Source organism: Corallococcus sp. NCSPR001, from assembly GCF_017309135.1.
Classification (GTDB): domain Bacteria; phylum Myxococcota; class Myxococcia; order Myxococcales; family Myxococcaceae; genus Corallococcus.
Window position 1 is genome coordinate 9,322,428 of record NZ_JAFIMS010000002.1, and the last position, 21,513, is coordinate 9,343,940.

The 21,513-nt window shown below is 71.2% G+C and carries 20 protein-coding genes and 1 pseudogene; 10 read left to right on the forward strand and 11 right to left on the reverse strand.

The genetic code is table 11. The features are described from left to right. Positions 1-23: 23 nt before the first annotated feature. On the forward strand, positions 24-1,748 hold the full coding sequence (locus JYJ93_RS39570) for a serine/threonine-protein kinase (RefSeq protein WP_206800015.1): 1,725 nt from the start codon (positions 24-26) through the stop codon (positions 1,746-1,748). Positions 1,749-1,756: 8 nt separating this feature from the next. Next, complete coding sequence (locus JYJ93_RS39575; RefSeq protein WP_206800016.1) at positions 1,757-2,239, forward strand: hypothetical protein; 483 nt, start codon at positions 1,757-1,759, stop codon at positions 2,237-2,239. Between the two features lie 7 nt (positions 2,240-2,246). Here JYJ93_RS39575 and JYJ93_RS39580 read toward each other — a convergent pair whose 3' ends face one another. Beyond that, positions 2,247-3,032: a transglycosylase domain-containing protein gene (locus tag JYJ93_RS39580; RefSeq protein WP_206800017.1), complete on the reverse strand. Its 786-nt coding sequence runs from the start codon at positions 3,030-3,032 to the stop codon at positions 2,247-2,249. 55 nt (positions 3,033-3,087) lie between these two features. On the opposite strand from JYJ93_RS39580, the gene JYJ93_RS39585 reads away from it, so the two are divergent. Next, positions 3,088-3,780 carry an NAD-binding oxidoreductase gene (locus tag JYJ93_RS39585; RefSeq protein WP_206800018.1) on the forward strand — a complete coding sequence of 231 codons (693 nt, stop codon included), beginning with the start codon at positions 3,088-3,090 and terminating at the stop codon, positions 3,778-3,780. On the opposite strand, the gene JYJ93_RS39590 is transcribed toward JYJ93_RS39585, so the two are convergent. Continuing rightward, positions 3,774-5,414, reverse strand: a complete 1,641-nt coding sequence (locus JYJ93_RS39590; protein WP_206800019.1) for an aspartyl protease family protein — start codon at positions 5,412-5,414, stop codon at positions 3,774-3,776. The genes JYJ93_RS39585 and JYJ93_RS39590 overlap by 7 nt on opposite strands. Beyond that, complete coding sequence (locus tag JYJ93_RS39595) at positions 5,411-7,555, reverse strand: penicillin-binding protein activator (protein WP_242544112.1); 2,145 nt, start codon at positions 7,553-7,555, stop codon at positions 5,411-5,413. Before JYJ93_RS39595 ends, JYJ93_RS39590 begins: the two co-directional genes overlap by 4 nt. Before the next feature lie 414 nt (positions 7,556-7,969). Between JYJ93_RS39595 and JYJ93_RS39600 the strand changes: the two genes are divergently transcribed. Beyond that, complete coding sequence (locus JYJ93_RS39600; protein WP_242544113.1) at positions 7,970-8,410, forward strand: hypothetical protein; 441 nt, start codon at positions 7,970-7,972, stop codon at positions 8,408-8,410. Then, positions 8,400-8,876 carry an SMI1/KNR4 family protein gene (locus tag JYJ93_RS39605; RefSeq protein ID WP_242544114.1) on the forward strand — a complete coding sequence of 159 codons (477 nt, stop codon included), beginning with the start codon at positions 8,400-8,402 and terminating at the stop codon, positions 8,874-8,876. Before JYJ93_RS39600 ends, JYJ93_RS39605 begins: the two co-directional genes overlap by 11 nt. Before the next feature lie 57 nt (positions 8,877-8,933). Here JYJ93_RS39605 and dnaJ read toward each other — a convergent pair whose 3' ends face one another. Both dnaJ and JYJ93_RS39615 read right to left on the reverse strand, forming a co-directional pair. Further along, positions 8,934-10,055, reverse strand: a complete 1,122-nt coding sequence (gene dnaJ, locus JYJ93_RS39610; protein ID WP_014393483.1) for a molecular chaperone DnaJ — start codon at positions 10,053-10,055, stop codon at positions 8,934-8,936. A 126-nt stretch (positions 10,056-10,181) separates the two neighbouring features. Then, on the reverse strand, positions 10,182-10,622 hold the full coding sequence (locus tag JYJ93_RS39615) for a hypothetical protein (RefSeq protein ID WP_014393482.1): 441 nt from the start codon (positions 10,620-10,622) through the stop codon (positions 10,182-10,184). Between the two features lie 158 nt (positions 10,623-10,780). Between JYJ93_RS39615 and JYJ93_RS39620 the strand changes: the two genes are divergently transcribed. The 3 genes from JYJ93_RS39620 to JYJ93_RS39630 all read left to right on the forward strand — a co-directional run bounded on the left by JYJ93_RS39620 (position 10,781) and on the right by JYJ93_RS39630 (position 14,084). Then, entirely contained in the window at positions 10,781-12,544 is a 1,764-nt protein-coding gene (locus JYJ93_RS39620; RefSeq protein WP_206800022.1) for an ABC transporter ATP-binding protein, read from the forward strand. A 126-nt stretch (positions 12,545-12,670) separates the two neighbouring features. After that, the gene (locus JYJ93_RS39625; protein WP_206800024.1) at positions 12,671-13,063 is read left to right on the forward strand and encodes a hypothetical protein; all 393 of its coding nucleotides are present in this window, start codon (positions 12,671-12,673) and stop codon (positions 13,061-13,063) included. Between the two features lie 82 nt (positions 13,064-13,145). Next, positions 13,146-14,084, forward strand: a complete 939-nt coding sequence (locus JYJ93_RS39630) for a hypothetical protein (protein WP_206800026.1) — start codon at positions 13,146-13,148, stop codon at positions 14,082-14,084. Here JYJ93_RS39630 and JYJ93_RS39635 read toward each other — a convergent pair. Continuing rightward, positions 14,053-14,784, reverse strand: coding sequence for a hypothetical protein (locus tag JYJ93_RS39635; protein WP_206800028.1), 732 nt, complete (start codon positions 14,782-14,784; stop codon positions 14,053-14,055). The two genes, JYJ93_RS39630 and JYJ93_RS39635, sit on opposite strands and share 32 nt — an antisense overlap. Positions 14,785-14,890: 106 nt before the next feature. Between JYJ93_RS39635 and JYJ93_RS39640 the strand changes: the two genes are divergently transcribed. Both JYJ93_RS39640 and JYJ93_RS39645 read left to right on the forward strand, forming a co-directional pair. After that, positions 14,891-15,652 (forward strand): hypothetical protein, encoded by a 762-nt coding sequence (locus tag JYJ93_RS39640; RefSeq protein WP_206800713.1) that lies wholly within the window; start codon positions 14,891-14,893, stop codon positions 15,650-15,652. A 2-nt stretch (positions 15,653-15,654) separates the two neighbouring features. After that, positions 15,655-16,209 (forward strand): hypothetical protein, encoded by a 555-nt coding sequence (locus JYJ93_RS39645; protein WP_014393476.1) that lies wholly within the window; start codon positions 15,655-15,657, stop codon positions 16,207-16,209. Positions 16,210-16,245: 36 nt separating this feature from the next. Here JYJ93_RS39645 and JYJ93_RS39650 read toward each other — a convergent pair whose 3' ends face one another. The 5 genes and pseudogenes from JYJ93_RS39650 to JYJ93_RS39670 form a co-directional block, all read right to left on the reverse strand. Further along, positions 16,246-16,962, reverse strand: a complete 717-nt coding sequence (locus JYJ93_RS39650) for a hypothetical protein (RefSeq protein WP_206800029.1) — start codon at positions 16,960-16,962, stop codon at positions 16,246-16,248. Next, positions 16,959-17,939, reverse strand: a complete 981-nt coding sequence (locus JYJ93_RS39655; RefSeq protein ID WP_206800031.1) for a hypothetical protein — start codon at positions 17,937-17,939, stop codon at positions 16,959-16,961. Before JYJ93_RS39655 ends, JYJ93_RS39650 begins: the two co-directional genes overlap by 4 nt. Then, positions 17,939-19,477, reverse strand: a complete 1,539-nt coding sequence (locus JYJ93_RS39660; protein WP_206800033.1) for a pilus assembly protein — start codon at positions 19,475-19,477, stop codon at positions 17,939-17,941. Before JYJ93_RS39660 ends, JYJ93_RS39655 begins: the two co-directional genes overlap by 1 nt. Then, complete coding sequence (locus JYJ93_RS39665; RefSeq protein ID WP_206800035.1) at positions 19,456-20,250, reverse strand: TadE family protein; 795 nt, start codon at positions 20,248-20,250, stop codon at positions 19,456-19,458. The genes JYJ93_RS39660 and JYJ93_RS39665 overlap by 22 nt, the downstream gene beginning before the upstream one ends. Positions 20,251-20,352: 102 nt before the next feature. Continuing rightward, positions 20,353-21,513: pseudogene (locus tag JYJ93_RS39670) on the reverse strand (helicase); the annotation flags it as partial.

A 21,513-nucleotide genomic window follows, 5' to 3' on the forward strand; every position in this document is an offset into this window, starting at 1 on the left:
TGTTACGCTCCCCCGTGGTGGAGATGTCTTCCGAGCTGATCTGCGAAACCTGCGGCCTCACCGTTCCGTCCGAGACGGCGGTGTGCCCTCGCGATGGCACCGTCGTGCTGTCGTCGTTCCAGCCGACTCCACCGGAACCGAAGGTCATCGTGGAGCACCCCGGTACCGAAGCGACCGCCATCACCGACCCCCTCATCGGCCTGAAGCTGGGCGAGTACGAGCTGCGCGCACGCATCGGCGTGGGCGGCATGGGGCTCGTCTACGAGGGCATCCAGCCGCTCATCGGCAAGCGCGTCGCCGTGAAGGTGCTGCGCCCCGAACTGGCGCACTCGTCCGAACAGGTGGCCCGCCTCCTCGCGGAGGCCCGCGCCGTCAACGCCATCCGCCACCGCGGCATCATCGACATCTTCGGCTTCGGCCAGCTCCCGGACGGTCGCCAGTACATCGTCATGGAGTACCTGGAAGGCCAGCCGCTGGACGCCATCCTCGCGGAGAAGGGCCGCCTCCCCGTCCCGGAGGCCCTGTCCCTCCTGGATGAGGTGCTCGCCGCCCTGGGCGCCGCGCACGGCGCGGGCGTGGTGCACCGCGACCTGAAGCCCAGCAACATCTTCCTCGTGCGCCAGCCGGACGGCTCGCGCTACGTGAAGCTGCTGGACTTCGGGCTCGCCAAGCGCGGCGAAGGCCCCACCGGCCGCACCGCGCAGACGCGCACCGACATGGTCGTCGGCACTCCGGAGTACATGGCGCCCGAGCAGGCCCGCGGCCAGTCCGTGGGCCCCATGACGGACCTGTACGCCATGGGCGTCGTCACCTTCGAAATCGTCACCGGCCGGCTGCCCTTCATCGGCAGCTCCCCGGTGGACCTGCTCATGAAGCACGTGGAGGCGCGCCCTCCCCGGCCGTCGGAGTTCGTCCCCGACCTGCCGCCCGCCGTGGACGCCTTCATCCTGCAGATGCTCACCAAGGACCCGGAGACGCGCCCCAACTCCGCGGACCCCCTGCGTCAGCACCTGGCCAAGCTGCGCCGCACCCTGCGCGCCACGCGCACCAACCCCACCGCGCCCGCCCCCGTCGAGCCCTCGGCGCCGCCCAAGCCCGCCCCCGCCGCGGCGGTCGTCATCAGCGACGCGGACGCGCGCCGCCCCACCACCCACGTCCCGCCGCCCGTCCCGCCGGACGACCTGCTGGTGCCGCAGGAGGAGACGTCCTCCCTGCGCCGCTTCGTGCCCATCGCCGTGGGCGCGGCCGTGCTGTTCGCCGCCGTGGGCGTGGTCATCGCCACGCGCGGCGGTGAGACGCCTCCGCCCGCCGTCGCCACGGCCCCGACGCCGCCTCCCGCGCCGAAGGTCGAACCTCCGCCGCCTCCCGTGCCCGAGGTCGTCGCCGCGCCCGTGCAGGAGCCGGCGCCCGAGCCCGTCGCCGAGCCGCCCCCTCCGACGAAGGAAGAGCCGCCCGTCGTCGCCAAGGCCGCCGCCGTGAAGCCCGTCCGCGAAGGCCCGCCGCCCACGCCCCGGCGCACGGAGTCCTCGAGCGAGTCCGCCGTGAGGGATCAGATCATGGCCGCCGTGAGCCAGGTCGAGAGCAGCCCTCTGTACGCCGACAACAAGGTCCACAAGGGGCTCACCCGGCAGGCCGCGCGCAACTACCTGGACCGGCAACTGAAGCGGCTGGAGAACGCGGACGACGCGGCGGGCCGCACGGAGATCCTCAGCGAGCTCCGCGGCTGGAAGCAGCAGTACCTCAAGTAGCCCACGCCATGGCCGAGCCCCCAGGTCCTGCGCTGCTCGCGGTGGACCTGGGCCTGCGCTGCGGGCTCGCGCGCTTCGGCGCGGACGGGCGGCTGCAGTGGTACCGCTCGCAGAACCTCGGCACGCACGCGCGGCTCAAGCGCGCGGTGCCCGCCGTGCTCCAGGACGCCTCCCCGCTCGCGTGGCTCGTGCTGGAGGGCGGTGGCCCCATCGCGGACGTCTGGGAGCGCGAGGCCCTGCGCCGCGCCCTGCCCGTGCTTCGCGTGGCCGCGGAGGACTGGCGCCACCGGCTGCTCTACGCGCGGGAGCAGCGCAGCGGCTCACTGGCCAAGGACGCCGCGGACACGCTCGCGCGGCGGGTCATCGACTGGTCCCACGCGCCCCGCCCCACCTCGCTGCGCCACGACGCCGCGGAGGCCATCCTGCTGGGCCTGTGGGGCGCGCTGGAGGTGGGCTGGCTTCCGCAGGTGCCCTCGGAGGTGCGGCGCTGACCGCCCGCTACTTCACCGACGTGCACGCCACCGGCTGCGCGATGGCGTTGCGCGCGCGCTCCTCGCTCACCAGCGCGTAGCCCGCCAGGTCCTGCAGCAGCAGGTCGCGGTTCTGCCGGATGAGGCTCGCGTTCTTGCACGCCTTGATGTCGCCGTAATACCCGTACGGCGGCAGCGCCAGTTGCAGCTCCGCCAGCTCCGACAGCTGGAGCTCTCCCAGCTCGCGCTGGAACAGCTTGCGGGCCGCGTCCTCCACGCCGACGACGCCGCGCTCGAAGCGGATGATGGACAGGTCGTACGCGACGAGCTGGTCCTTCTGGAAGAACGCGTGCAGCCGGTGCGCGGCCACGGACAACTGCAGGTCCCCCTCGATGCCCATCTCCCGCGCGATGCGCATGGCCAGCCGCCGCTCGCAGGCCCCGTCCCCCGGGGGCGCCGTGCCCAGCGTCACACCGGCGAACAGGCGCCACGCCCACGCGCGGCCATCCTCGCGCGGCGTCTGGAAGTAGGTGGGGCACTCCATCTGGCGGATGTAGAGCGCCACCAGGTCCTTGGGCATCCGCGAGAAGTCCGGCCGCGTGAACGTCACCGCCGCCCGCTCCCTGCCGCCCTGGTCCATCCGGCCCACCAGGACGCTCATCCGGTCGCCTTCGATGCGATGGCGCAGCTGGCTCTCGACGTCGAACTCGCTCTCCAGCCGCGGCAGCTTGCTGGCCGTGTAGAGGTACGTGATCGGAATCACCACGCCGGCCAGACCGACGAGGAACATGAACAACCAGAACACAGTCTTCACGGGCACGACTCTAGCAGGGCAGGCACGCGCCAGGAGGACGGGTTAGAAAGTCCCCATGAGCGACTGGCACATCGCCACCGTCACCGCCCGCACCCCCTCGGCGGATGGCCTCACGGATTGGGTGCTCGACATCGGCGGCACGCCGCTCGTGGGCTCTCACGCCCACCCGGGACAGTACGTTCAGCTGCGCCTTCCCGGTGGGCAGCCGGGCATGTTCGCCATCGCCTCGCCGCCCGCCCCCAACGGCACGCGGTGGGAGTTCCTGCTGAAGGATGAAGGCTCGCTGCCCTCCGCGCTCATCCACCTGCCCCTGGGCGCGCACGTGGAGGTGACGCGTCCGGCGGGCCCCGGCTTCCCCATGGAGAAGGCGCGTGGCCGCGACCTGCTGCTGTTCGCCAGCGGCTCCGGCATCTCCGCCATCCGCCCCGTCATCGCGGCCGTGCGCCAGGAGCGCGGCGCGTACGGCCGGGTGACGCTGTACTTCGGCGCGCGCACGGCGGGCGGCTTCGCGTACCAGCAGGAGTTGCGGCAGTGGATGGAGGACGGCGTGCGCGTGCTGTGCACCGTGAGCCGCCCCGGCGCCAGCGGCTGGCAGGGCCTCACCGGCTACGTGCAGTCCCACCTGGGCGAGGAGCCGCTGGAGCACGCCATCGCCTTCGTGTGCGGCCCCCAGGACATGGTGCAGGACGTGATGGCCCAGCTGGGTCAGCGCGGTGTTCCGCGCAGCGCCGTGTTCCTCAACTACTGAGCCGCTCGCGGCTCCACGGTGGGGGACGCATAGCGCACGTCCACCACCACCGCCGCCGGGTCGCTCTCCTGGCTGCCGGTGGCCTTCTGCGGCGTCCACGCGGCCACGCCCAGCTGGTGCCCCTCCGGGGAGAAGCGCACGCGCCGCACGGACCAGCCGAACTCCAGCTCGCCCTTCGCCTCTGGCGCGCCTTCCGCGAAGAGATACACGCGCCGGTCCCATCCACCCGACGCCAGCGAGCGCCCATCCGGCGCGATGGCCGCGGTGGACACCACGCCGTGGTGCAGCTCCCACTTGCGCAGCACCTGCCCGGAGGCCGCGTCCACCAGCGCGCCCGCGTTCCACGGGCCCTGGGGCTCCTGGAGGCCCTTGCGCTCGCGCTCGTACACCGTGCGGTTGCGCTCCGCCTTCTCCTGGCTGAAGGCCACGCCCAGCCGCTGGCCGCGCGCGTCCACGGTGACATCGTTGACGTGCGCCGGGAAGGTGAAGTCCCGCTTCGGCGTGAGCGCGCGCGCCGTCGCCGTGGCCGCCCCTTCCGGGACGCCGCCCTTGAGCGTCAGCACCGCTTCCGCCGTCGTCTCGTCGAAGACCGTGTCCACGCGCTCGGCGAAGGGCGCGCCCAGCACGCCCTGGCTGCCCTGCGGCACGCACGCGTCACACACCGCCACGTCCACGCCCGGCAGCGTCAACTGCTTGAAGCGCAGCGTGCGCCCGCGCGACAGCCGCGCCACGGTGTTGCCCAGCGCGCCCGGCACGGTGACGGTGTCCTTCAGGAACGCCACGTCGATGCCGGACGCCGTGGCCGCCGCCGTGGTGAGCACCACCACCGGCGTGCGTGAGTCCAGCGCCAGCACCACCGGCGGCCCGCTGTCCACGCGGCCCTGCACCGCCGCGAACCCGCCGCGCCGCTCGAAGTGCGTGCGCGCCACGTCCGGCTTCAGCGTCTGCTCCGGCGTGTCCGACGCGCGCACGTGCCCGTCCCAACCACCCGAGTACAGCGTCCCGTCCGCCGCGAACGCCAGCGCGCTCACCGGCCCCGCGTGCAGCCGCGCCTCCGCGCCGAACGAGAGCTCCGGCACGGACAGCAGGGACACCAGCCCCTGAGCGCTGCCCACCGCCAGCCACCGGCCATCCGGATGGAAGGCCACCGACACCAGCGGCTCCTCCGTGGCGAGCGCCCCCACCTGCGAGCCCGTCGCCGCGTCGAAGAGCTGCACCGCGCCGCTGCGGCTCACCGTGGCCACGCGCGCGCCGTCCGGCGAGAAGGCCACGCCCTCCAGGTCGTACTGCTGCGCGTTGACGGAGGGATCCGCGCGCATCACCGGCGCGCTGGCTTCACCGGGCTTCGCCGCGGCGGGCGCCAGGTCCCAGATGGAGACGTGGTACGCCTTGTCGCCCAGGCGCGTGTACGCCACGCGTTGGCCTTTCGGCGCGAAGTCCAACGCGTAGATGAAGTCCTTGCGGTTGAGCACGGTGGGCTCCCCGTCGAAGCCCTCCACCGCGCCGGAGAGGAAGCCTCCGGGCGTGGACTCCAACCGGCCCCGCGTGTCCGGCGACAGGCCCCCGGACGTGTGCGCGCAGCCCGTGAGCGACAGCACGCCCGCGAGGACGAAGCCCCCGGTGCGCAAGCTCATGAACCCGAGCCGCGGACGGCGGCCTTCTCCTTGTCCACGTTGATCTCGTTCACGCCCTTGTTGTCCACGGACAAGAGGAACAGCTGCTTGTCCGCTTCACGCTTGTCGTTGAACGAGGTGCGGCCGGTGGCGCCGTCGAAGTCCTTCAGCCCCGCCAGCGACTCACGCATGGCCGCGCGCGTGTTGGGGCGCTGCTTGTCCAGCACCTGCCGCACCATGCGCGCGGAGTCGTAACCGATGGCCTCCAGCAGGCCCGGGTCGCGGCCCGTCTCCTTGTACGCGTCGCGGTAGCTCTTCACGAACTTCTGCGTGGCCGGCCGCTGCGAGTCCACGAAGAAGCCGTCCACGTACACCGAGCAGGTGACGAACTTGCCGCCGCGCTCCAAGAGCTCCGGCAGGCCCGAGCGGCCCTTGGGGCTGGACCACTGGTTGGTGCCGAAGAGCGTGACGGTCTTCAGGTCCTTCTTGCCCGTCGTCTTGCGGATGCGCTCCAGGTCGCGCGGGTCGCACGCGTTGGTGACGATGTCCTCCACCGCGAGCGCGGGCGTCACCAGGCTTACCCGGCGCCAGTCGTCCGGGATGAAGAGGCCCTCGAAGTCGATGATGGGCTCCACGCCGCTGCGCGCCTTCTCCATCGCCTTGCGGCGGCGGTACGCGTCCGTGATCTTCTCACCCTGCACGTCGCGCACGGCCTCCGCGTAGTCGCCGCGGTCCTCCAGGTAGTAGCGGCCCACCAGGCGCTTGGCCTCGCCGGTGAACGTGGTCTGGTCGTAGGAGTACGACTCCGCGCCGCGCACCGCGCCGCCGCGCGACACCACGTCGTCCCAGAACTCGTTCGCCAGCTCCACCCCGTAAGGGATGTTCGGGTAGAGCACCGCGAAGCGCTTGTAGCCCTTCACGTTCATCGCGTAGTCCGCGATGGCGCTCGCCTGCGCGGAGTTCGTCAGCATGTTGCGGAAGACGTACGGGCCAATGTCCGTGATGCCCTCCTGACGGCTCATCGTCAGCAGCGGCACCTGGAGCTCTTCCGCGAGCAGCGCCGCGCGCTTGGTGTCGTCCACCAGCAGCGGGCCCATGGCCGCGATGGCGCCGTCGTCGAACGCGAGCTGCTCCATCGCCGTGCCCGTCTTGTTGACGTCGCCCTGCGTGTCCTTCACCACCAGCTCGATGTCGCTGCCCTGCAGGCCCAGCTTCACGCCGCGCAGCACCGCCTCGCCGATGGGCTGGTAGCGGCCCGACATGGGCAGCAGCACCGCGATGGTGCGAGGACGCACCTCCACGCGGCGGGTGGCGCGCGCGAGCAACTCCTTCGCCTGCGGCGCGAAGGTGCTGTTGGGCGCTTCGCGCAGGTACGTCTGGAGCGTCTCCTCCAGGCGGGTCCAGTCGCGCAGGTGGTAGTAGATGCGCGCCAGCTTGAACTGGAGCACCGGCCACGCGGGGTTGGACGGGGACAGCCCCTCCTGCACGCGGGCGATGTCGAGGAAGCTGGCGCGGCCTTCCACCAGTTGCTCCACCTTCTTCACCGCGGCGGCCTTCTCCTCCGCGGTCTGCGCGTCTCCGGCTTCCTTCACCGCGGAGGACAGCGCCTGCGAGTACAGGCCCGCGCCCTCCGCCGCGCGCGCGGCCTCCTTCAGCAGTTGCTCCTTCTCGGCACCCTCGGCGCGCTCGGCCAGGCTGGTGAGCGTCTGGTACGCGTCGCGGTAGGCGCCCACCTCCATGGCGGAGACGGCCAGCTTGTGCTTGGCGTCCTCGGCCTGGGCGTGGAGGGGGTTCTCGAAGAGCAGCTCGTTGAAGGTCTTGCGCGCGTTCGCGTAGTCCTTCGCTTCGAAGTAGAGGACGCCCGCGTTGTAGAGCGCGTCCTGGCCGGCGGTGGTGGCGGGGTACGCCTTGCGCACGGACAGGTAGGCCTCCGCAGCCTGCTTCTTGTCCGGGTTCGCCTGCGCCTGCGTGCGGGCCTGCGCGAGCGCGGCGTTGGCGGTGGCGTCCTGCTTCACCTCCACGCGCGGGCGGTTGGGCTGGGTGGAGTCTCCCCCGGAGGTGTCGTCCCGGCTGTCGGTGCGGGAAGGCGTCTTGGGGCAGGCGGTCAACGTCAGGGCCAGCGCGGCGACGAGCGCGCGGCGCGATGCGGAGAGGACTTCCATGGCGAAGTGCATAGCAGCGCGGGTGAGGCTCCGTCGACACTTGAGCGGGGGGAAGATTCCCCTGGAACGTCCGCTTCAATGCACCGCGCATGCCCGCGTGCGTCACCGAGGGGAGCCCCTGCCTTCCCCCCGCTTCGTGCGGCCCCGGAGCCACGCCTGAAGCGCGGCCCGGGACGCACGGTCGGCGGGCGACCATCTAACATCGTGGCCGTGGAACCCCATGCCCCCCAGTTACAGCGATGGAGCAGCCTCACCGCTCTGGTCCTGATGCTCGCCTCCACGGCTTGCGGCTCGGTCACCCCCGCATTGGTGGGTCCCGGCCGGAAGTGGGTGGGACCCCTGGTTGCTGTCCCCGGAGGAGGTCATTTCCGCACGGTCATCCACTACGGCCCGTGGCAATGCAGACCCGCGTTCATGCGCTCCTGCGAGAGCAGATGCGCGGCGACGGGCAACGTGGTCATGGGGTGCATCTGGTTGGCGGACATCAAGATGGACTTCGAAGGCCCTGTCGTCCATGCGGGCAGCCGATACGGCGTGACGCACTGCTGCTGCAACTACACCCCCGTTGCGCCAGCCGCGACGCGAGCGAGCCGCAGTCGCTGGAACAACATCCGCGACACGTTCCGTCGTGAGTGGGCGAAGCGCATGGGGGCCTGGCCGAGCGACCCGGGCGGCACACCCTGGCAAGGGCACCACATCTTCGACCTGGGTCATGGTGGCGACCCTGTCGATTGGGACAACGTGATTCCGCTGCCCCAGGACCTCCACCAGTACGTCACGGACTCCTATGGCCAGTGCTATGCCGGAGCACCGCCATGGAATGGCGTGGGAGTCGACTATCCCTATGGCGAATGACCCGGATCCGATGCGCGCGATGCTGCTGGAGATCTCCCAGCGGCATTTTCCGAATCCGCCCGCCACGGCCGAGCAGATCGAAGCCTTCGAGCAGCGGGTGGGCTGGAGGTTGGATCCGGACCTGCGTGCGTTCTACCTGCACTGCGACGGAGCGGATCTCTTCGACCGGATCGATCCCCCGTTCCGATTCCATCCGCTCGCGCAAATCGTCCGTGCGCGCGTCGCGATCCGCGGGAAGGACACCGACGACAGAGGACCCTCGGACTGGTGGTCCATCTGCGCGGTCAAGGACGGCAACTGCATCATCCTGGATGTCAGCGCGCCACGGATGGGGCGCTACCCACTTCGGGACGGGTACCGCGAGATGTTTCCCGATCCAGAGTACTGCCCGGAGATCGCCCCAACCTTCTCGGCTTTTCTGGAGGGAGCGCTCCGAAGCAACGGGGATTGGTTCTGGTTGAGCTGACCCGTCACCCGGAGTGGCTCTTTCCTTCTCCCTGCGAAGGAAAGAGCCCCAGGTAAATCAGCCGAAGAGTTCCTTCACCTTGTCGAAGAAGGACTTCGACTGGGGATGGGTCTCCTCGCCGGACACCTCCGCGAAGCGCTCCAGCAGCTCGCGCTGCTTGGAGGACAGCTCCGTGGGCGTTTCGATGATGACGCGCACGTGCTGATCGCCCCGCTGCTGGCTGTGCAGGTGCGGGATGCCCTTGCCGCGCAGGCGGAACACCTTGCCGGACTGCGTGCCCGCCGGGATGGTCATCTTCACCTTGCCGTCCAGCGTGGGCACGTCGATCTTCGCGCCCAGCGCCGCCTGCGTGAAGGACACCGGCACTTCGCAGAAGACCTCGTACTCCTCGCGCTGGAAGAGCGGGTGCTCCCGCACGATGACCGTCACGTACAGGTCGCCCGCGGGCGCGCCCCGGTCTCCCGGCTCACCCATGCCCGCCAGCCGCACGCGCGTGCCGTTGTCCACGCCGCCCGGGATGGCGACCTCGATGACCTCTTCCGACGGCGTCTTCCCGGAGCCCCGGCACTTCGCGCACGGATCCGGGATGGTCGCGCCCGAACCGCCGCAGTCACCGCACGGACGCGACACCGCGAAGAAGCCCTGCGAGTAGCGCAATTCCCCGCTGCCGCCGCACGCCGCGCACTGCCGGGGCGCCGCGCCGCTCTTGCTGCCGGAGCCGGAGCAGGTCTCGCACTTCTTCGGACGGGGGATGGTCACCTTCGGACGGCAGCCGAACGCCGCCTCCTCGAAGCTGATCTCCAGGTTGTAGCGCAGGTCCGCGCCCCGGCTCTGACGCTGCCGGCCTCGCCCGCCGCCACCCCCGAAGATGTCGCCGAAGATCTCCCCGAAGATGTCGTTGATGTTGACGCCCTGGAAGCCGCCGCCCGCGTCCCCGAAGGGGTTGCCCGCGTGTCCGAAGCGGTCGTACTTCGTGCGCCGGTCCGGATCGCTCAGGACCTCGTAGGCCTCCGAGGCTTCCTTGAACTTCTCCTCGGCCTCGTGGTTCCCGGGGTTGCGGTCCGGGTGGTACTGCAACGCGACCTTCCGGAACGCGCTTTTCAGGTCCTGCGCCGTAACGTTCTTCTGGACGCCGAGGACCTCGTAGTAGTCGCGCTTCTGCCCTGCGGCCCCTGCCATTGAATCGAACCCCTGGAATTTGCTGGCGTTTTCAAGCTGCGTAGAGAATCGGAGTCACTATAACGCAGCGAAACACGCCAGCAATCCAGGCCCGGGTCCAACCCTTCTTGAAGCAGGGGTCCTGCGCTACACGGTCCAGACGCGGTTGACCGTCAGCTCCATGCGAGCAAGGCGGCGCTTGAGGGCCGGGTCCACGGGGCCGTTCATGGACCACTTGGGGACCACGAAGTGCAGCTCCGCGTTGTAGAGCTTCGCGGCGCTCGCCAGCAGGCTCCAGCGGTTCTCCGCGGTCGGATCATCCACCATGCCCGGGGTGACGATCTCCAGGATGATGGGCGTGCGGGCGGAGTCGGACTGGCGGCAGGTGAAGTCCGGCCGGTGGTCCTCGATGGTGCCGGAGAGCACCGGCGGCGGCATGAAGCCAGGGAGCCGGGCCTTGATGTCCGAGTAACCGATGGTGCGGAAGTACTCGGCCATCAGCCAGAGCAGACGGCGGCGCTCTTCGTCATCCACGACCGACTCGCAGCCGGGATTGAACAGGACTTCTTTCTCGGAGTTGGTTTCCATGGCGCCTCTCAAGCTGTCCGCGTGTGTGGGATGCGGCAACGCAGGCGGGCGCGAGCGCTCCCTGGCCGGCCGTGGAGCGGGCGGCCATGCACGCGCGCTTCCCACGTCCCTTTGGCTTGGACGGCACCGTCGCCTCGGTGACAGAGTGCGCCCCCTCCGTGGCACCCCGTCCCTCCGCGCACGTCTATCGCCGGCTCCTGGGCTACCTGAGCCCCTACCGCCGGCTGCTGCTCGCGGGCACGCTGGCCTCGCTCACCGCCGCGGCCGCGACCGCCGCGTATGCCTGGATCGTCGGGCCCCTGCTGCGCGCCGTGCTCACCGGCGCCCCCGTCACCGTCGCGGGGATGACCCTGGCGCCAGAGGCCCTGCTGTCCCGGCTGCCCCTCCTGGTTGTCGCGGTGGCGCTGGTGAAGGCCACGGCCCAGTTCCTCCAGGGTGGACTGATGCAGCGCCTGGGCCAGCGGGTGATGGCCGACCTGAGGGGCTTTCTCTACGGCCGGCTGCTCGCCCAGCCACCGGCGTTCTTCGAGCAGCGCCACTCGGGAGAACTTGTCTCCCGGTTCACCTCGGACGTACCCCTGGTGGAGTTCTCCGTCACCCAGGCGTTGTCATCGTACGTGAGGGATGGGCTGCAGATTTGCGCACTGCTGGCGACCTGCTTCCTCATCGACGCGAAACTTTTTCTCTTCACGTTCGTCGTCGTGCCCGTGACGGTGGTGCCGGTGAGCCGCTTCGCGCGGTCGCTCAAGAAGGTGGCCACCCGCTCGCAGGCGAACCTGGGCGCGCTCAGCGCCATCACTGCTGAACAGTTGCAGAACCTCCCCGTGGTGCAGGCCTACGGCACGGTGCCCCGCGCGCTGGAGTCCTTCGACGCGGAGGCCGAGGCGTACCTCACGGAGATGCGCCGCTCGCTCTTCATCCGCGGCGCCTTCAGCCCCACGGTGGAGCTGCTGGGCATCGTCGGCGTGGCGGTGGCGGTGGCGTGGGGCGCCCGCGTGGTGTCCATGGACCCGACGCTGGCCGGGCGCCTCTTGTCCTTCATGGCGGCGGCGCTCCTGCTCTACCAGCCGGTGAAGTCGCTGAGCGGCACGCTGTCCCAGGTGCTCACGGGGCTGGCGGCGGCGGAGCGCCTGTTCGTGCTCGCGGACTCGCCGGTGCCGCCGGACATGGGCGCGGAGGCCCCGCCCCTGTCGCGCGCCCTGGAGCTGTCCGGCGTGCGCGCCACCTATTCGGACGGGCGCGAGGCCCTCAAGGGCGTGGACCTGACGATTCCCGCGGGCGCGCGCGTGGCGCTGGTGGGCCCGTCTGGCGCGGGCAAGACGACGCTGTTCTCCGTGCTGCTGGGCTTCCTGCCGCCGAGCGGCGGCGAGGTGAAGTGGGACGGCGTGCCGCTGTCGTCCCTCAAGGCGTCCAGCGTGCGCGCGCAGCTGGCGTGGGTGCCGCAGGAGCCGGTGCTCTTCTCAGGCACCGTGCGCCACAACCTGCGCCTGGGCCAGCCGGACGCGACGGACGACGCGCTGTGGGAAGCGCTGCGGCTGGCGCACGCGGAGGACTTCGTGCGGGCGCTGCCCGGCGGCCTGGATGAGCCCGTGGGCGAGCGGGGCAGCCGCCTGTCCGGAGGACAACGCCAGCGGCTGGCCCTGGCGCGCGCCTTCCTTCGCCGCCCGTCCCTGCTGCTGTTGGATGAGCCCACGAGCGCCCTGGACGCCACCAGCGAGGCGGCGGTGGGCGCGGGGCTCCAGGCGCTGATGAAGGACCGCACGGTGCTGGTCATCGCGCACCGGCTCAGCACCGTGCGCGACGCGGACCTCATCGCGGTGGTGGAGGGCGGACAGGTGGTGGAGGCCGGCACGCACGAACAGTTGCTCGCGCGGCGGGGCCGCTACGCGCGCCTGTTGGGCGAAGGCGCCGTCGCCGCCTGAACGCCGCCCCGCAGGGCCATGGCCTTCGCTCGCGAAGGGGTGTTCATGGGTCCCGTGCCCATTCATTCCAAGCCATTGCCGGCCTTGCGCGACCGGGCACGCCCTGCGAGCCTTCCGCCCTGGCCCATGCCTCCGACGCCGCCCCGCGAACGAGAGCCCCTGTCGCTCAACGCGCTCCTGCTGGTGCCCGCCCTGCTGCTGGCCGCGGGCGCGTGCGTCGCGGTGGCCGCCCGGCACTTCGCGCTGGCCGCCGCGTTCACCGGCACGCTGGGGCTCGTCCCGTTCGTCTTCCGGCTGTGGACGCGGCCCTGGTACCGGGGGCTCGTGCTGCGCGGCCTGGGCCTGTTCATCGCGGGCATGCACGTGCCCATGCTCGCGGGCGGCGTGCTCGCCTACGGGCGCATCGGCTGCGAGGGCGCGGACTGCGGACAGACTCTGCTTTGGAGCATCGTGCTGGCCCCCGTGGCCGGCGCCGTCTGCTCTGTCGTGTACTGGCTCGTGGGCCGTCCCCCCGTCTGAATTACAAGGAATCACGGACCCCCTATCTTCACTGGAAATGCTTGTTCCAGTCAGACCTCACGTCGCGCCCGGACCGTTCGTCGTGGCGTTGGCCGTCCCCACCATGGTGTGCGTGCTGGGGGGCACGCTGCCGGTGCTCCTGGGCAGTCCCGCCGGAGTGGTGAGCGTGGTGAGCTCCGCGGGGCCCTTCGCGGCGCTGCTGGTGCTGACGCTGGTGGTGGAGGTGCCGCTGCTCATGCTGGCGACGGGCTCCACGCTGCTGGGCCGCACGGTGCCGCTGGCGGTGATGGTGGGCATGGCGACGGTGCCGTGGACGCTGGGCCTCTTGGGCACGGAGGTGTCGCTGGAGCGGATGCAGGCGGCGCTGCCGATGGTGTCCGCCACGGCCACGGACGCGGGCATCGCGTTGACGGCGGGGCTGGGCAAGGCGATGGCCCCCCGGCTGCTGGGGGCCTGGACGAGCGCGGTGCTGCTGGGCGCGCTGTCGGTGGCGCTGGGCATGGCGCGATACAACACCGCGCGCACGGCGCAGGACCACACGCGCCGCAGCCTGCTGCTGGGCAGCCTGGTGTCCGCGGCGCTGGCGGGCATGGCGGTGGTGGGCACGCTGGAGGCGCACCAGCTCTTCACGCTGCTGTCCAAGCTGTCGCGGGCCCCTGGCGAGCTGCGCCCGGACCTGATGGCGGAGGGCATGGCGCAGGCGGCGCGGCTGCGCTCGGTGCGCTGGGGCTGCTTCTCCTGCCTGCTGGTGCTGGGCTTCGCCTGGCTGATGACGTACCGCGCGGCGGAGGCCCGGCGGACCCGCGCGCTGGATTGGGTGGGCGGCCTGGTGCTCACCGCCGCGGTGGCCGTCCTGCTGCTCTTGGACGCGCACCCGCTGCACACCACGCTGGGCCCGGAGCGCGTCACCACCGGCCGCAGGACGTCCGGCCCCGTTCCCACCGACGCGGACGTGACACACCTGATGGGCGAGCGCTCGCCCCTGCGGCTCAGCCTCCCCGAGACAGCACGAACAGGATGATCAGCCCCACCACGACGAAGAAGCCGAAGACGGCCACCATCACCAGCCCCTCCGACTTGCGCACCACCGGGGGCAGGACCTCGTTGGGCAGCGGCTGACCGTGCCGCACCAGCACGGGCTCCGGCTCCGGGGCCGCCTGCGGCGCGGGCGATGAAGTGACGGCGGCGGGAGCGGCCTCGCGCGGAGGCGGCGCCACCGGCGTGAAGGTCACGGCCCGGGTGGCGACGGTGTCCCGCGAGCCGGGGTCGCGGCCCGGCTGCGTCACCAGGTGCTCCGACGGCGTGACGCTGGACATCTCCAGCCCCTCGCGGGCGAGCGCCAGCACGCGCTGCATGTGCAGGATGTAACGGTCCTGGCCTTCGTAGGTGGCGAGCGCCTGCGCGGCGCGCACCAGCCGATGCGGCACCAACTCCGGGTCCGCGCGCACCTCCGTGGACACGGGCCGCGCCTCGCCCGCCTCCACCCGGCCGGTGCGCACGCCCTGGCCGCTGGCCCAGATGCAGTGTTCATCCAGGAGCGTCAGCTCCTGACGGCGCACCCGGCCGTCCTCGTCCACCAGCGACATCAACTCCGCGCCCTGGGGAGACAGGTGCCAGACGGTGCGCAGGCCGTTCTCCCCCAGCGGGCCTTCCACCGCGCGCGCGCGGTAGAGCTCCTGCATCGCGGACTTCAAGGGGTCGGACGAGGTTTCCACGGCCATGACTGCCGCACAGTAGGGGCGCCGCGCCCGAAACGGAAGCCGCGCACGCTCCGGCGTGATTGCCCCGTGCGCGGATGCCCGCCTTGTGCCTACCGTCCACTCCACGATGAGCCGCTCCAAGAACCGAGCCCCCGACTTCGTCCGCCAGTTCGAGGGTGCACAGACGCTCGACGGACTGCTGGAGCTGTCTGGCAGTCCCTGCGACACCGCCGACGTGCTCGAGCGCATGCGCGAGGCGCGCGCGGAAGGCGCCGATGCCAGCCAGGTGATTCCCACCCTCTTCGACGGGGAGCCCCGCTTCCCGGACGCGGAGCTGGCGCGCCGCCTGTACCAGAACCTGCTGGGCCTCTGGGACGTGTTGCTGGAGGGAAAGGCGGTGCGGCTGGAGGACGGCCCCCGCCCGCCGCGCCCGAAGAAGGAGCGGCTGCAGGCGCCCGCGCCCTTCCATCCGGACGAGCCCACGGGCGAATTCGTGGAGGCCGCCTGGCGTTACCTGGAGGACGACGACAAGGCGCGCACGCGGCTGATGCATGCCTACGAGAACCGGCAGGACACCCTGCTGGGTGCGCTTGACGCCGCTGGCCTCACGGACGAAGGTTATGGGGTCGCCCGCCACCTGCTCTTCGAACTGCACGCCATGCTGGAGCTGGGCTGGCCGCCGGGGCTCTCGGCCGTGGATGCCAGGGCCCTGGACAGGGAACCGGATGCGCCGCCCGCGCCGGATGCCCTCCAGGAATACGTGACGGAAGCGCTGTTCGAGGCGGAGCAGGACGAGGAGCACCCCCTCGCCCCCGAGGAGCTGGCGCAGGTGCGCACCCTCGTCCGGCGGGGACTGGCGGCGCTGTGGCGCGCCCGCAAGGGGAGATGAAGATGGCCCGAGACGACAACGACGGTGGTGGCTTCACCGGCAAGCGCAACAAGTCCTACCGCGAGCTGGACGCGCAGCGCGGCAAGAGCAAGTACCACTCGCGCCAGGACGACCCGGCGCAGCAGAAGCTGGAGCGCAGCGCCAGCTACCAGAAATACAAGACGGCCGCGGATGCCCTCTTCACCGGCGGCGAGCTGCCGGAAGGGCTCGCGAAGACGTTCGACCCTGAAGGCAAGCGCAAGGCCCAGAAGGACGCCCTGCGCAAGGTGCAGGAGTCGGAGACGCGCGCGGACTGGGTGAAGGGCGTGGTGGACTACCTGGAGAAGTATCCGGACATGCCCGAGGACGCGTACTTCCTCGACAGCCTCCTGGACCACCCGCGCGAGCGCATCGTGGACAAGGCGCTGGCGAAGCTGGAGTCGCTCCAGGAGGCGGGCACGCTCCAGAAGAAGCTGCCCAAGAGCCTGGATCAGCGGCTGAAGTCCATTGAGATCACCAGCCTGGATCCCGACATGCAGGGCCGCGCCAAGGCGCTGCGCGAGAAGCTGCGCGCCTGATCAACGCGCACGCTGTTGCCCGCGCGCCTGACGCAGTCAGCGCGCACGCTGTTGATAGATGAGCACCACGCCGCGCTGGCCGTCCTTCGAGGGCTGGTGCGTCAGCCGCAGCTCCGCGCCGGGCCGCGAGTACGCGCCGGGCTCGTCGCCGCGCTTCCACCCGGCCTTCGCCAGGGCGTCCTCGTAGAAGGCCTCCACCTGCGGCCCCGTGAGCGGGACCTGGAAGGTGAGCGTGCGCGAGCCCTCCGCGTTGACGCGCAGCACGCCGTTCGCCTGGGGCGGCAGCGGCGCGAAGTCCCCGGCCGCGGTCTGCGGACGCGCCAGCGCGTGGTTCGCCTCCCCCAGGTACAGCGTAGTGGTGCCGTCCGCGTGCGGCATCATCACCACGGTGTAGGTGATGCGCCGCTTCGGATCCAACGCGGTGAGCATGGCCGCGTTGTTCGCGTACTGCGCCTGCTCCTTGCCGGGCGGCACGTAGAGGCCGCCGTCGCGGAACGCGTCCGCGAAGCGCTGCACCAGGTCGCGGATGTTCTCCTTCACGTGCACCGCGCGCAGCGCCACCGGGATGCCACCCGCCTCCACGATGTCGCTGGACTCCACGTGCGCGATGACCTGGAGCCGGGGCCACGCGAAGCGCGGCTCGGCGGGTGCGCCCGCGTCCGGCACGCCCGCGTCGGGGGACGCATGGGCCCGCGCGGACAGCCCCAGCAGCAGGCAGAGCCCCGCCCCCGCCACGCGCCCGGCCCGGCTCAATGCGGCACGCCGCCCAGCCACTTGCCCTCGCGGTGGACGTCGTACCTGTGGCTGATGTTGGGCGCCACGAAGGGCGTCGTCTCCCAGACCGACTGGTTGCCCGCGTGCGAGCCGCCGATGTTCTGCTCGTAGTGGCTCTCCTGGCCACGGAAGCTCATGAAGAACTGGTCCTCATTCACGCCGCCCTCCGCGCCCACGCCCGCCATCAGCGCGCTGCCCGCGTTCCCGCCGCCGCCGTTCTTCTGGTACACGCTCTGGGCCCAGTTGTAATAGTCCAGGTTCCCGCAGGCGCCGCCGCTGTCTATCTGGAGCGGACACTCCTGGCCCCCCGCCACGGTGGACAGGCCCCAGTCATCCAGCAGCATGAAGAAGCGCCGGGTGCAGCGGCCGTTGGACGCGCGCCCCGCCGCGCACACCACGAACTGGTCGGTGGCGCGCCGGTGCGACACCTTGAAGAACTCCGGCTCCATGAACGTGCCCAGGCGCTCCGCGCGCAGCCGCGTGGAGGCGGTGCAGGAGATGCCGTCCGACTGCACGTCCATGGCCTGCCGCAGCGCCGTGGAGCCCAGGTCCGCGTCCTGCGGACGGGTGCCCAGGATGCCGAGTTCGCTGCCCGCGGGCCGCGTCGGCTCGCAGTCCACCTGGATGCGGGTGGCGCGCGCCAGGGCCAGTTGGAAGGTCATGGCGCCGCTGGCGCGGCCCGCGCGCCCGTCGAAGTCCTCGTAGCGCCCGGCGGCCTCCGCGGACGCCAGCGCTTCGGCGTGGGAGCGCTGGAAGACGCCGTTGCGCGGGTCGTGCATCACGTGCCCGGTGGCCTCCCACAGCGCGAAGTTGGCGGCCTCCTGCACCTTGAGCGTCAGCGCGCTCACCTCCGCGAAGTAGATGCCGAACATCAGCACGGTGACGAACACCAGCGACCCCAGCGCCGTCTCGACGAGCGCCTGTCCGCGGCGCGACCTGGAAGCGCGCGCGGGCATCAGTACTTCCCGCCCGTCTTGCTGCCGCCCCGGTAGCCCGCGGCGTCCAGCCGGCGCAGCGCGTCCGCGTGCTCGGTGAAGCCCGCCTGCTGCAGGTTGCGCGCGGGCTTGTCGTCACGGGCGCCCTCCGTGCTCACCAGCGTGGCGCGCCAGAAGGGGTTGAGGAAGTTGGGGGGCTCTTCCCAGCCCCCGCCCGCCGCCGCCGGACGGGGCCGGTGGTAGTAGGCGAGCCCCGCGGCCAGGGCCACCTGGTTGCGCTGCACGTCCTCCAGGCCGGTGGGCTGGATGCGCCCGAGCGGCGCGGCGTTGTCGAACTCCGTCTCCTTGCCAGCGAACTTGAAGGTGAACACCAGGTTCCACGGGTCCGGCTTCGCCCGGCGCGCCGGGCTGGCGTAGTCGCGGTGGATCATGGCGTACAGCTTGGGCTGGCCGAAGTCGTTCTCGTCCGGGCGGGGACCGTTCAAGAGCCCCGCGTTGAAGCCCACCGCGTTGGGCCAGATGCCGGGGCACACGTTGCAGGCCCCCAGCGTGTGGCGCTCGTCCACTGGCTTGCTGTTCTCCGAGCCCTGTCCCGGGGGCGGCTGGCCCGCGCCGTAGACGTGCTGGTCCTGCTTGGACTGCTCCTCGTCGGACATCACCCACGCGTCCGAAGCGCCGCCGGGCACGACGGTGCCGTCCGGGCAGGTGACCACCACCGCGCGCCCGTGGTCGTGCGCCCACGAGTTGCGGCCGGAGATGGTCTGGTAGGTGGACGAGTCCATCGAGGACGCGCTGCCGTAGTGCTTGAAGCCGGGGTTGTGCGCGGCGGCGCCCGAACCGAAGCCCGCGCTGCCAGTCCCCCGGTTGTGCACCCACGTCCAGCCCATGCTGCCCATGGTGGCATTCAGGTTGACCGTGCTCTGCATCCCGGCCAGCGCCACCGCGCCGGAGCTGTCCGGCACGCCCCCCGTGCGCTGCAGCTCCTCGAACGTTTTGAAGGTCATGCCGGAGGACGCGCCGCCGGACACCTCCGCCAGCGACTTGCCGTCGCCCGCGGCCGGGGCCGCCAGCTCGCGGTTGATCTCCTGGACGATGTGACTCGAGAGGCCCTGCCCCGCCAGGTGCGTGCCCACCAGCACGCTGTACATGGCCAGCTCCGAGCGGAACATGTCACCGGCGCGGTTCTGCAGCTGCTTCACCTGCTCGGCCGCCGCCTGGTCCAGGCCGGACCAGACCGGGTCCGCGATGGCGCACGGGGACAGCTGCCGCGCGGCGTAGTGCTGGCTGCCGTAGCTGATCATCGACTGCGTGCCCGCCATGGCCACCATGTGGGCAATCTGGGCGCGGTTGAGCACCGCGATGGCGTTGAACGTGCGCGCCGTGGACACCGCCTGGCTGTAGGCCGCCGCGTCCGCGGCCATCTGGATTTCGACGCGCTCCTTGGCGCGCATGCCGAAGCCCAGCGTCCCCAGCACCATCAACGTCAGCAGCAGCAGCGTGAGCGAGAACAGCACCAGCGCCTGGCCGCGTCCGTGCCTCAGAAGCCGTGCAGGCTGCATCCGGCACCTCCCTGGAAGTTCGCCGCCTTCACCGGCGTCATCATCTTCATGGCCGCGTGCACCTGGATGGGGAACAGGTAGTGGCCCTGCGCGTTCCAGCGCACCATCCGGTCCCCCAGGTCGCCGCCGGGCCAGTCATCCGGCCCCAGCTCCACGTCGGTGTCCGCCCACCAGTCCGACTTCTTCTGCGCCGGGTTGAGGGGGTTCGCGTCCGTGTAGTTCTTCAGGTGGAACTGGGCCAGGAACATGCGGCTCATCACCCAGTCCGCGAACGGGATGCGCATGTAGTACCAGGCCACCATGCGGATCTCGAGCGTGCGCTGTCGCATCAGCGCCGGGTCGTCCGTGGGCACGTCGAAGAGCAGGTCCTCCTCGCCGTGGCCGCGCACCCACCCCACGCCCGGGGACTCGCGGACGATTTCCACCATGGGCCCTTCGGTGAAGAGCGCCCCCTCCGTGCCGCGCACGCGCAGGAAGTTGCGCCGGCGCTTCTCGAAGGCGTCGGCCAGCTGCGCGCCCGTGGTGGTGTGCTCCACCGTGGGCAGCATCGTGACGATCGCCGCGTGCGTCATCGCCTCGCAGCTGCCGTGGTTCAAGCTGCCCGCGCGCACCGCGCGATACACCGCCACCTGCGCCAGGATGCGGCCCTGCAGCAGCATGAAGAGCTGCAGCGTGCCCAGCACCATGAACACCACGAGCGGCATGCACAGCGCCGCTTCCACGGCGGCCTGACCGGACTCGTGCTTCCGACGCTGGGATTGGGGGAAGGCCATATCGGGGGAGGCTGCCTTCCTCCTAGATTCTCGATGATTGGGGAATCGGTCAAATGGCCGGAACGCCGCCAGGAGCGATTCCATTGTGACACAACTGTTTACCTAACGATCGAGGGTGAAGCCGCAGGCGGCGTCCAGCACCACCTTCGCCCCCGCGAGCGCCTGGAGCAGGCGCTCGTAGTGATGGCGCTCCGCGTCAACCTGGGCCTCCACCGCCTCCGGGGACAGGCCCTGGTGGGAGAGGGAGAGGCGCAGGCGGGCGGCGGCCGCGTCGCGCTCGGCCTCAATGGCGGCCCGGGCCTTCTTCGCGGACCGGCCGAGCTCCGCCTCGGCGGCGGCCTGGGCCACGGGCAGCGCGGCGTCCACGAAGGCGCCGAAGCCGGGGAAGGCCTGGTGGACCTCATCCCCCTTCAGGGCCTTGCCGTCGGATTCCAGTGCGGCCAGTACGGAAGTGTCGGCCACGGGCCCCTGGGGGCCGTCCACCACCGCGACGGGCAGCAGGGTGCGCGTGAGGAAGCGGGCCAGCTGACGGCTGGGCACGCGGGCGCCGGGGGTCGTGTCCTGGGGCTCCGGCAGCTGGACGTGGAAGAGCAGCTCCAGGCCGCGCGCGGGCTTCTTCACGGAGCGCTTCTCGATGTGGCGGAAGCCGCTGCGGCCGTAGGGGCCGTCCTTGAGGAAGCCGAACAGCGCCTCCACCAGCGGGTGGCCGGTGGCGAAGTACTCCAGCTCCTCCGCCTCCACGGCGGTGTCGCGCCAGAACGTGCCCAGCACGGTGCGGTCCTGCATCACGTCGATGCCGGGCAGGCCCTCGACGTTGAGCGCGTGGCCGAACTGGAAGGCCACCTGGAAGGCCTCCACCTGTTCGTCGGTGTCCACGCCGATGCCCACGCGGCGCGCCAGCTCCGTGACGGTCTCCTCCAGGCGCTCGTCCAGGTCGCGCGCCACGCTCCACAGCCCGTCCTCCAGCGGCGGAGCCTCCTCGTCGGAATCTTCTTCCGGCTCCTCGCCCATGCGCTCCTGCGCGCGCGCCACCAGCCGGGCCACGGCGGGCTTGTCGAAGCTGCGCACGTCCAGCAGCGGGTCGTACGCGCGCTTCACCTGCTCACGCGCCGCCTCCACGCGGGCCTTGAGCTCCGCGGCGTACTCCACGCGCGCCTCGCGGGGCAGCAGGGCCAGGTCCGCGATGCGGTCCTCCACCTCCTCCAGCACCGCGTCCAGGCCGCCCACCGTCTCACCGAAGACGCCCACGGCGTCCGCCAGCAG

Excerpts from the sequence above, each read along its gene's own strand:
- JYJ93_RS39605 (WP_242544114.1), top strand. The coding sequence starts at position 8,400 with ATGGCGAATGACCCGGATCCGATGCGCGCGATGCTGCTGGAGATCTCC.
- JYJ93_RS39665 (WP_206800035.1), bottom strand. The coding sequence starts at position 20,250 with ATGGCCTTCCCCCAATCCCAGCGTCGGAAGCACGAGTCCGGTCAGGCC.
- JYJ93_RS39590 (WP_206800019.1), bottom strand. The coding sequence starts at position 5,414 with ATGAGCTTGCGCACCGGGGGCTTCGTCCTCGCGGGCGTGCTGTCGCTC.
- JYJ93_RS39575 (WP_206800016.1), top strand. The coding sequence starts at position 1,757 with ATGGCCGAGCCCCCAGGTCCTGCGCTGCTCGCGGTGGACCTGGGCCTG.
- dnaJ (WP_014393483.1), bottom strand. The coding sequence starts at position 10,055 with ATGGCAGGGGCCGCAGGGCAGAAGCGCGACTACTACGAGGTCCTCGGC.
- JYJ93_RS39640 (WP_206800713.1), top strand. The coding sequence starts at position 14,891 with ATGAGCCGCTCCAAGAACCGAGCCCCCGACTTCGTCCGCCAGTTCGAG.
- JYJ93_RS39645 (WP_014393476.1), top strand. The coding sequence starts at position 15,655 with ATGGCCCGAGACGACAACGACGGTGGTGGCTTCACCGGCAAGCGCAAC.
- JYJ93_RS39655 (WP_206800031.1), bottom strand. The coding sequence starts at position 17,939 with ATGCCCGCGCGCGCTTCCAGGTCGCGCCGCGGACAGGCGCTCGTCGAG.
- JYJ93_RS39595 (WP_242544112.1), bottom strand. The coding sequence starts at position 7,555 with ATGGAAGTCCTCTCCGCATCGCGCCGCGCGCTCGTCGCCGCGCTGGCC.
- JYJ93_RS39585 (WP_206800018.1), top strand. The coding sequence starts at position 3,088 with ATGAGCGACTGGCACATCGCCACCGTCACCGCCCGCACCCCCTCGGCG.
- JYJ93_RS39625 (WP_206800024.1), top strand. The coding sequence starts at position 12,671 with ATGCCTCCGACGCCGCCCCGCGAACGAGAGCCCCTGTCGCTCAACGCG.
- JYJ93_RS39615 (WP_014393482.1), bottom strand. The coding sequence starts at position 10,622 with ATGGAAACCAACTCCGAGAAAGAAGTCCTGTTCAATCCCGGCTGCGAG.
- JYJ93_RS39660 (WP_206800033.1), bottom strand. The coding sequence starts at position 19,477 with ATGCAGCCTGCACGGCTTCTGAGGCACGGACGCGGCCAGGCGCTGGTG.
- JYJ93_RS39600 (WP_242544113.1), top strand. The coding sequence starts at position 7,970 with ATGCGCTCCTGCGAGAGCAGATGCGCGGCGACGGGCAACGTGGTCATG.
- JYJ93_RS39635 (WP_206800028.1), bottom strand. The coding sequence starts at position 14,784 with ATGGCCGTGGAAACCTCGTCCGACCCCTTGAAGTCCGCGATGCAGGAG.
- JYJ93_RS39570 (WP_206800015.1), top strand. The coding sequence starts at position 24 with ATGTCTTCCGAGCTGATCTGCGAAACCTGCGGCCTCACCGTTCCGTCC.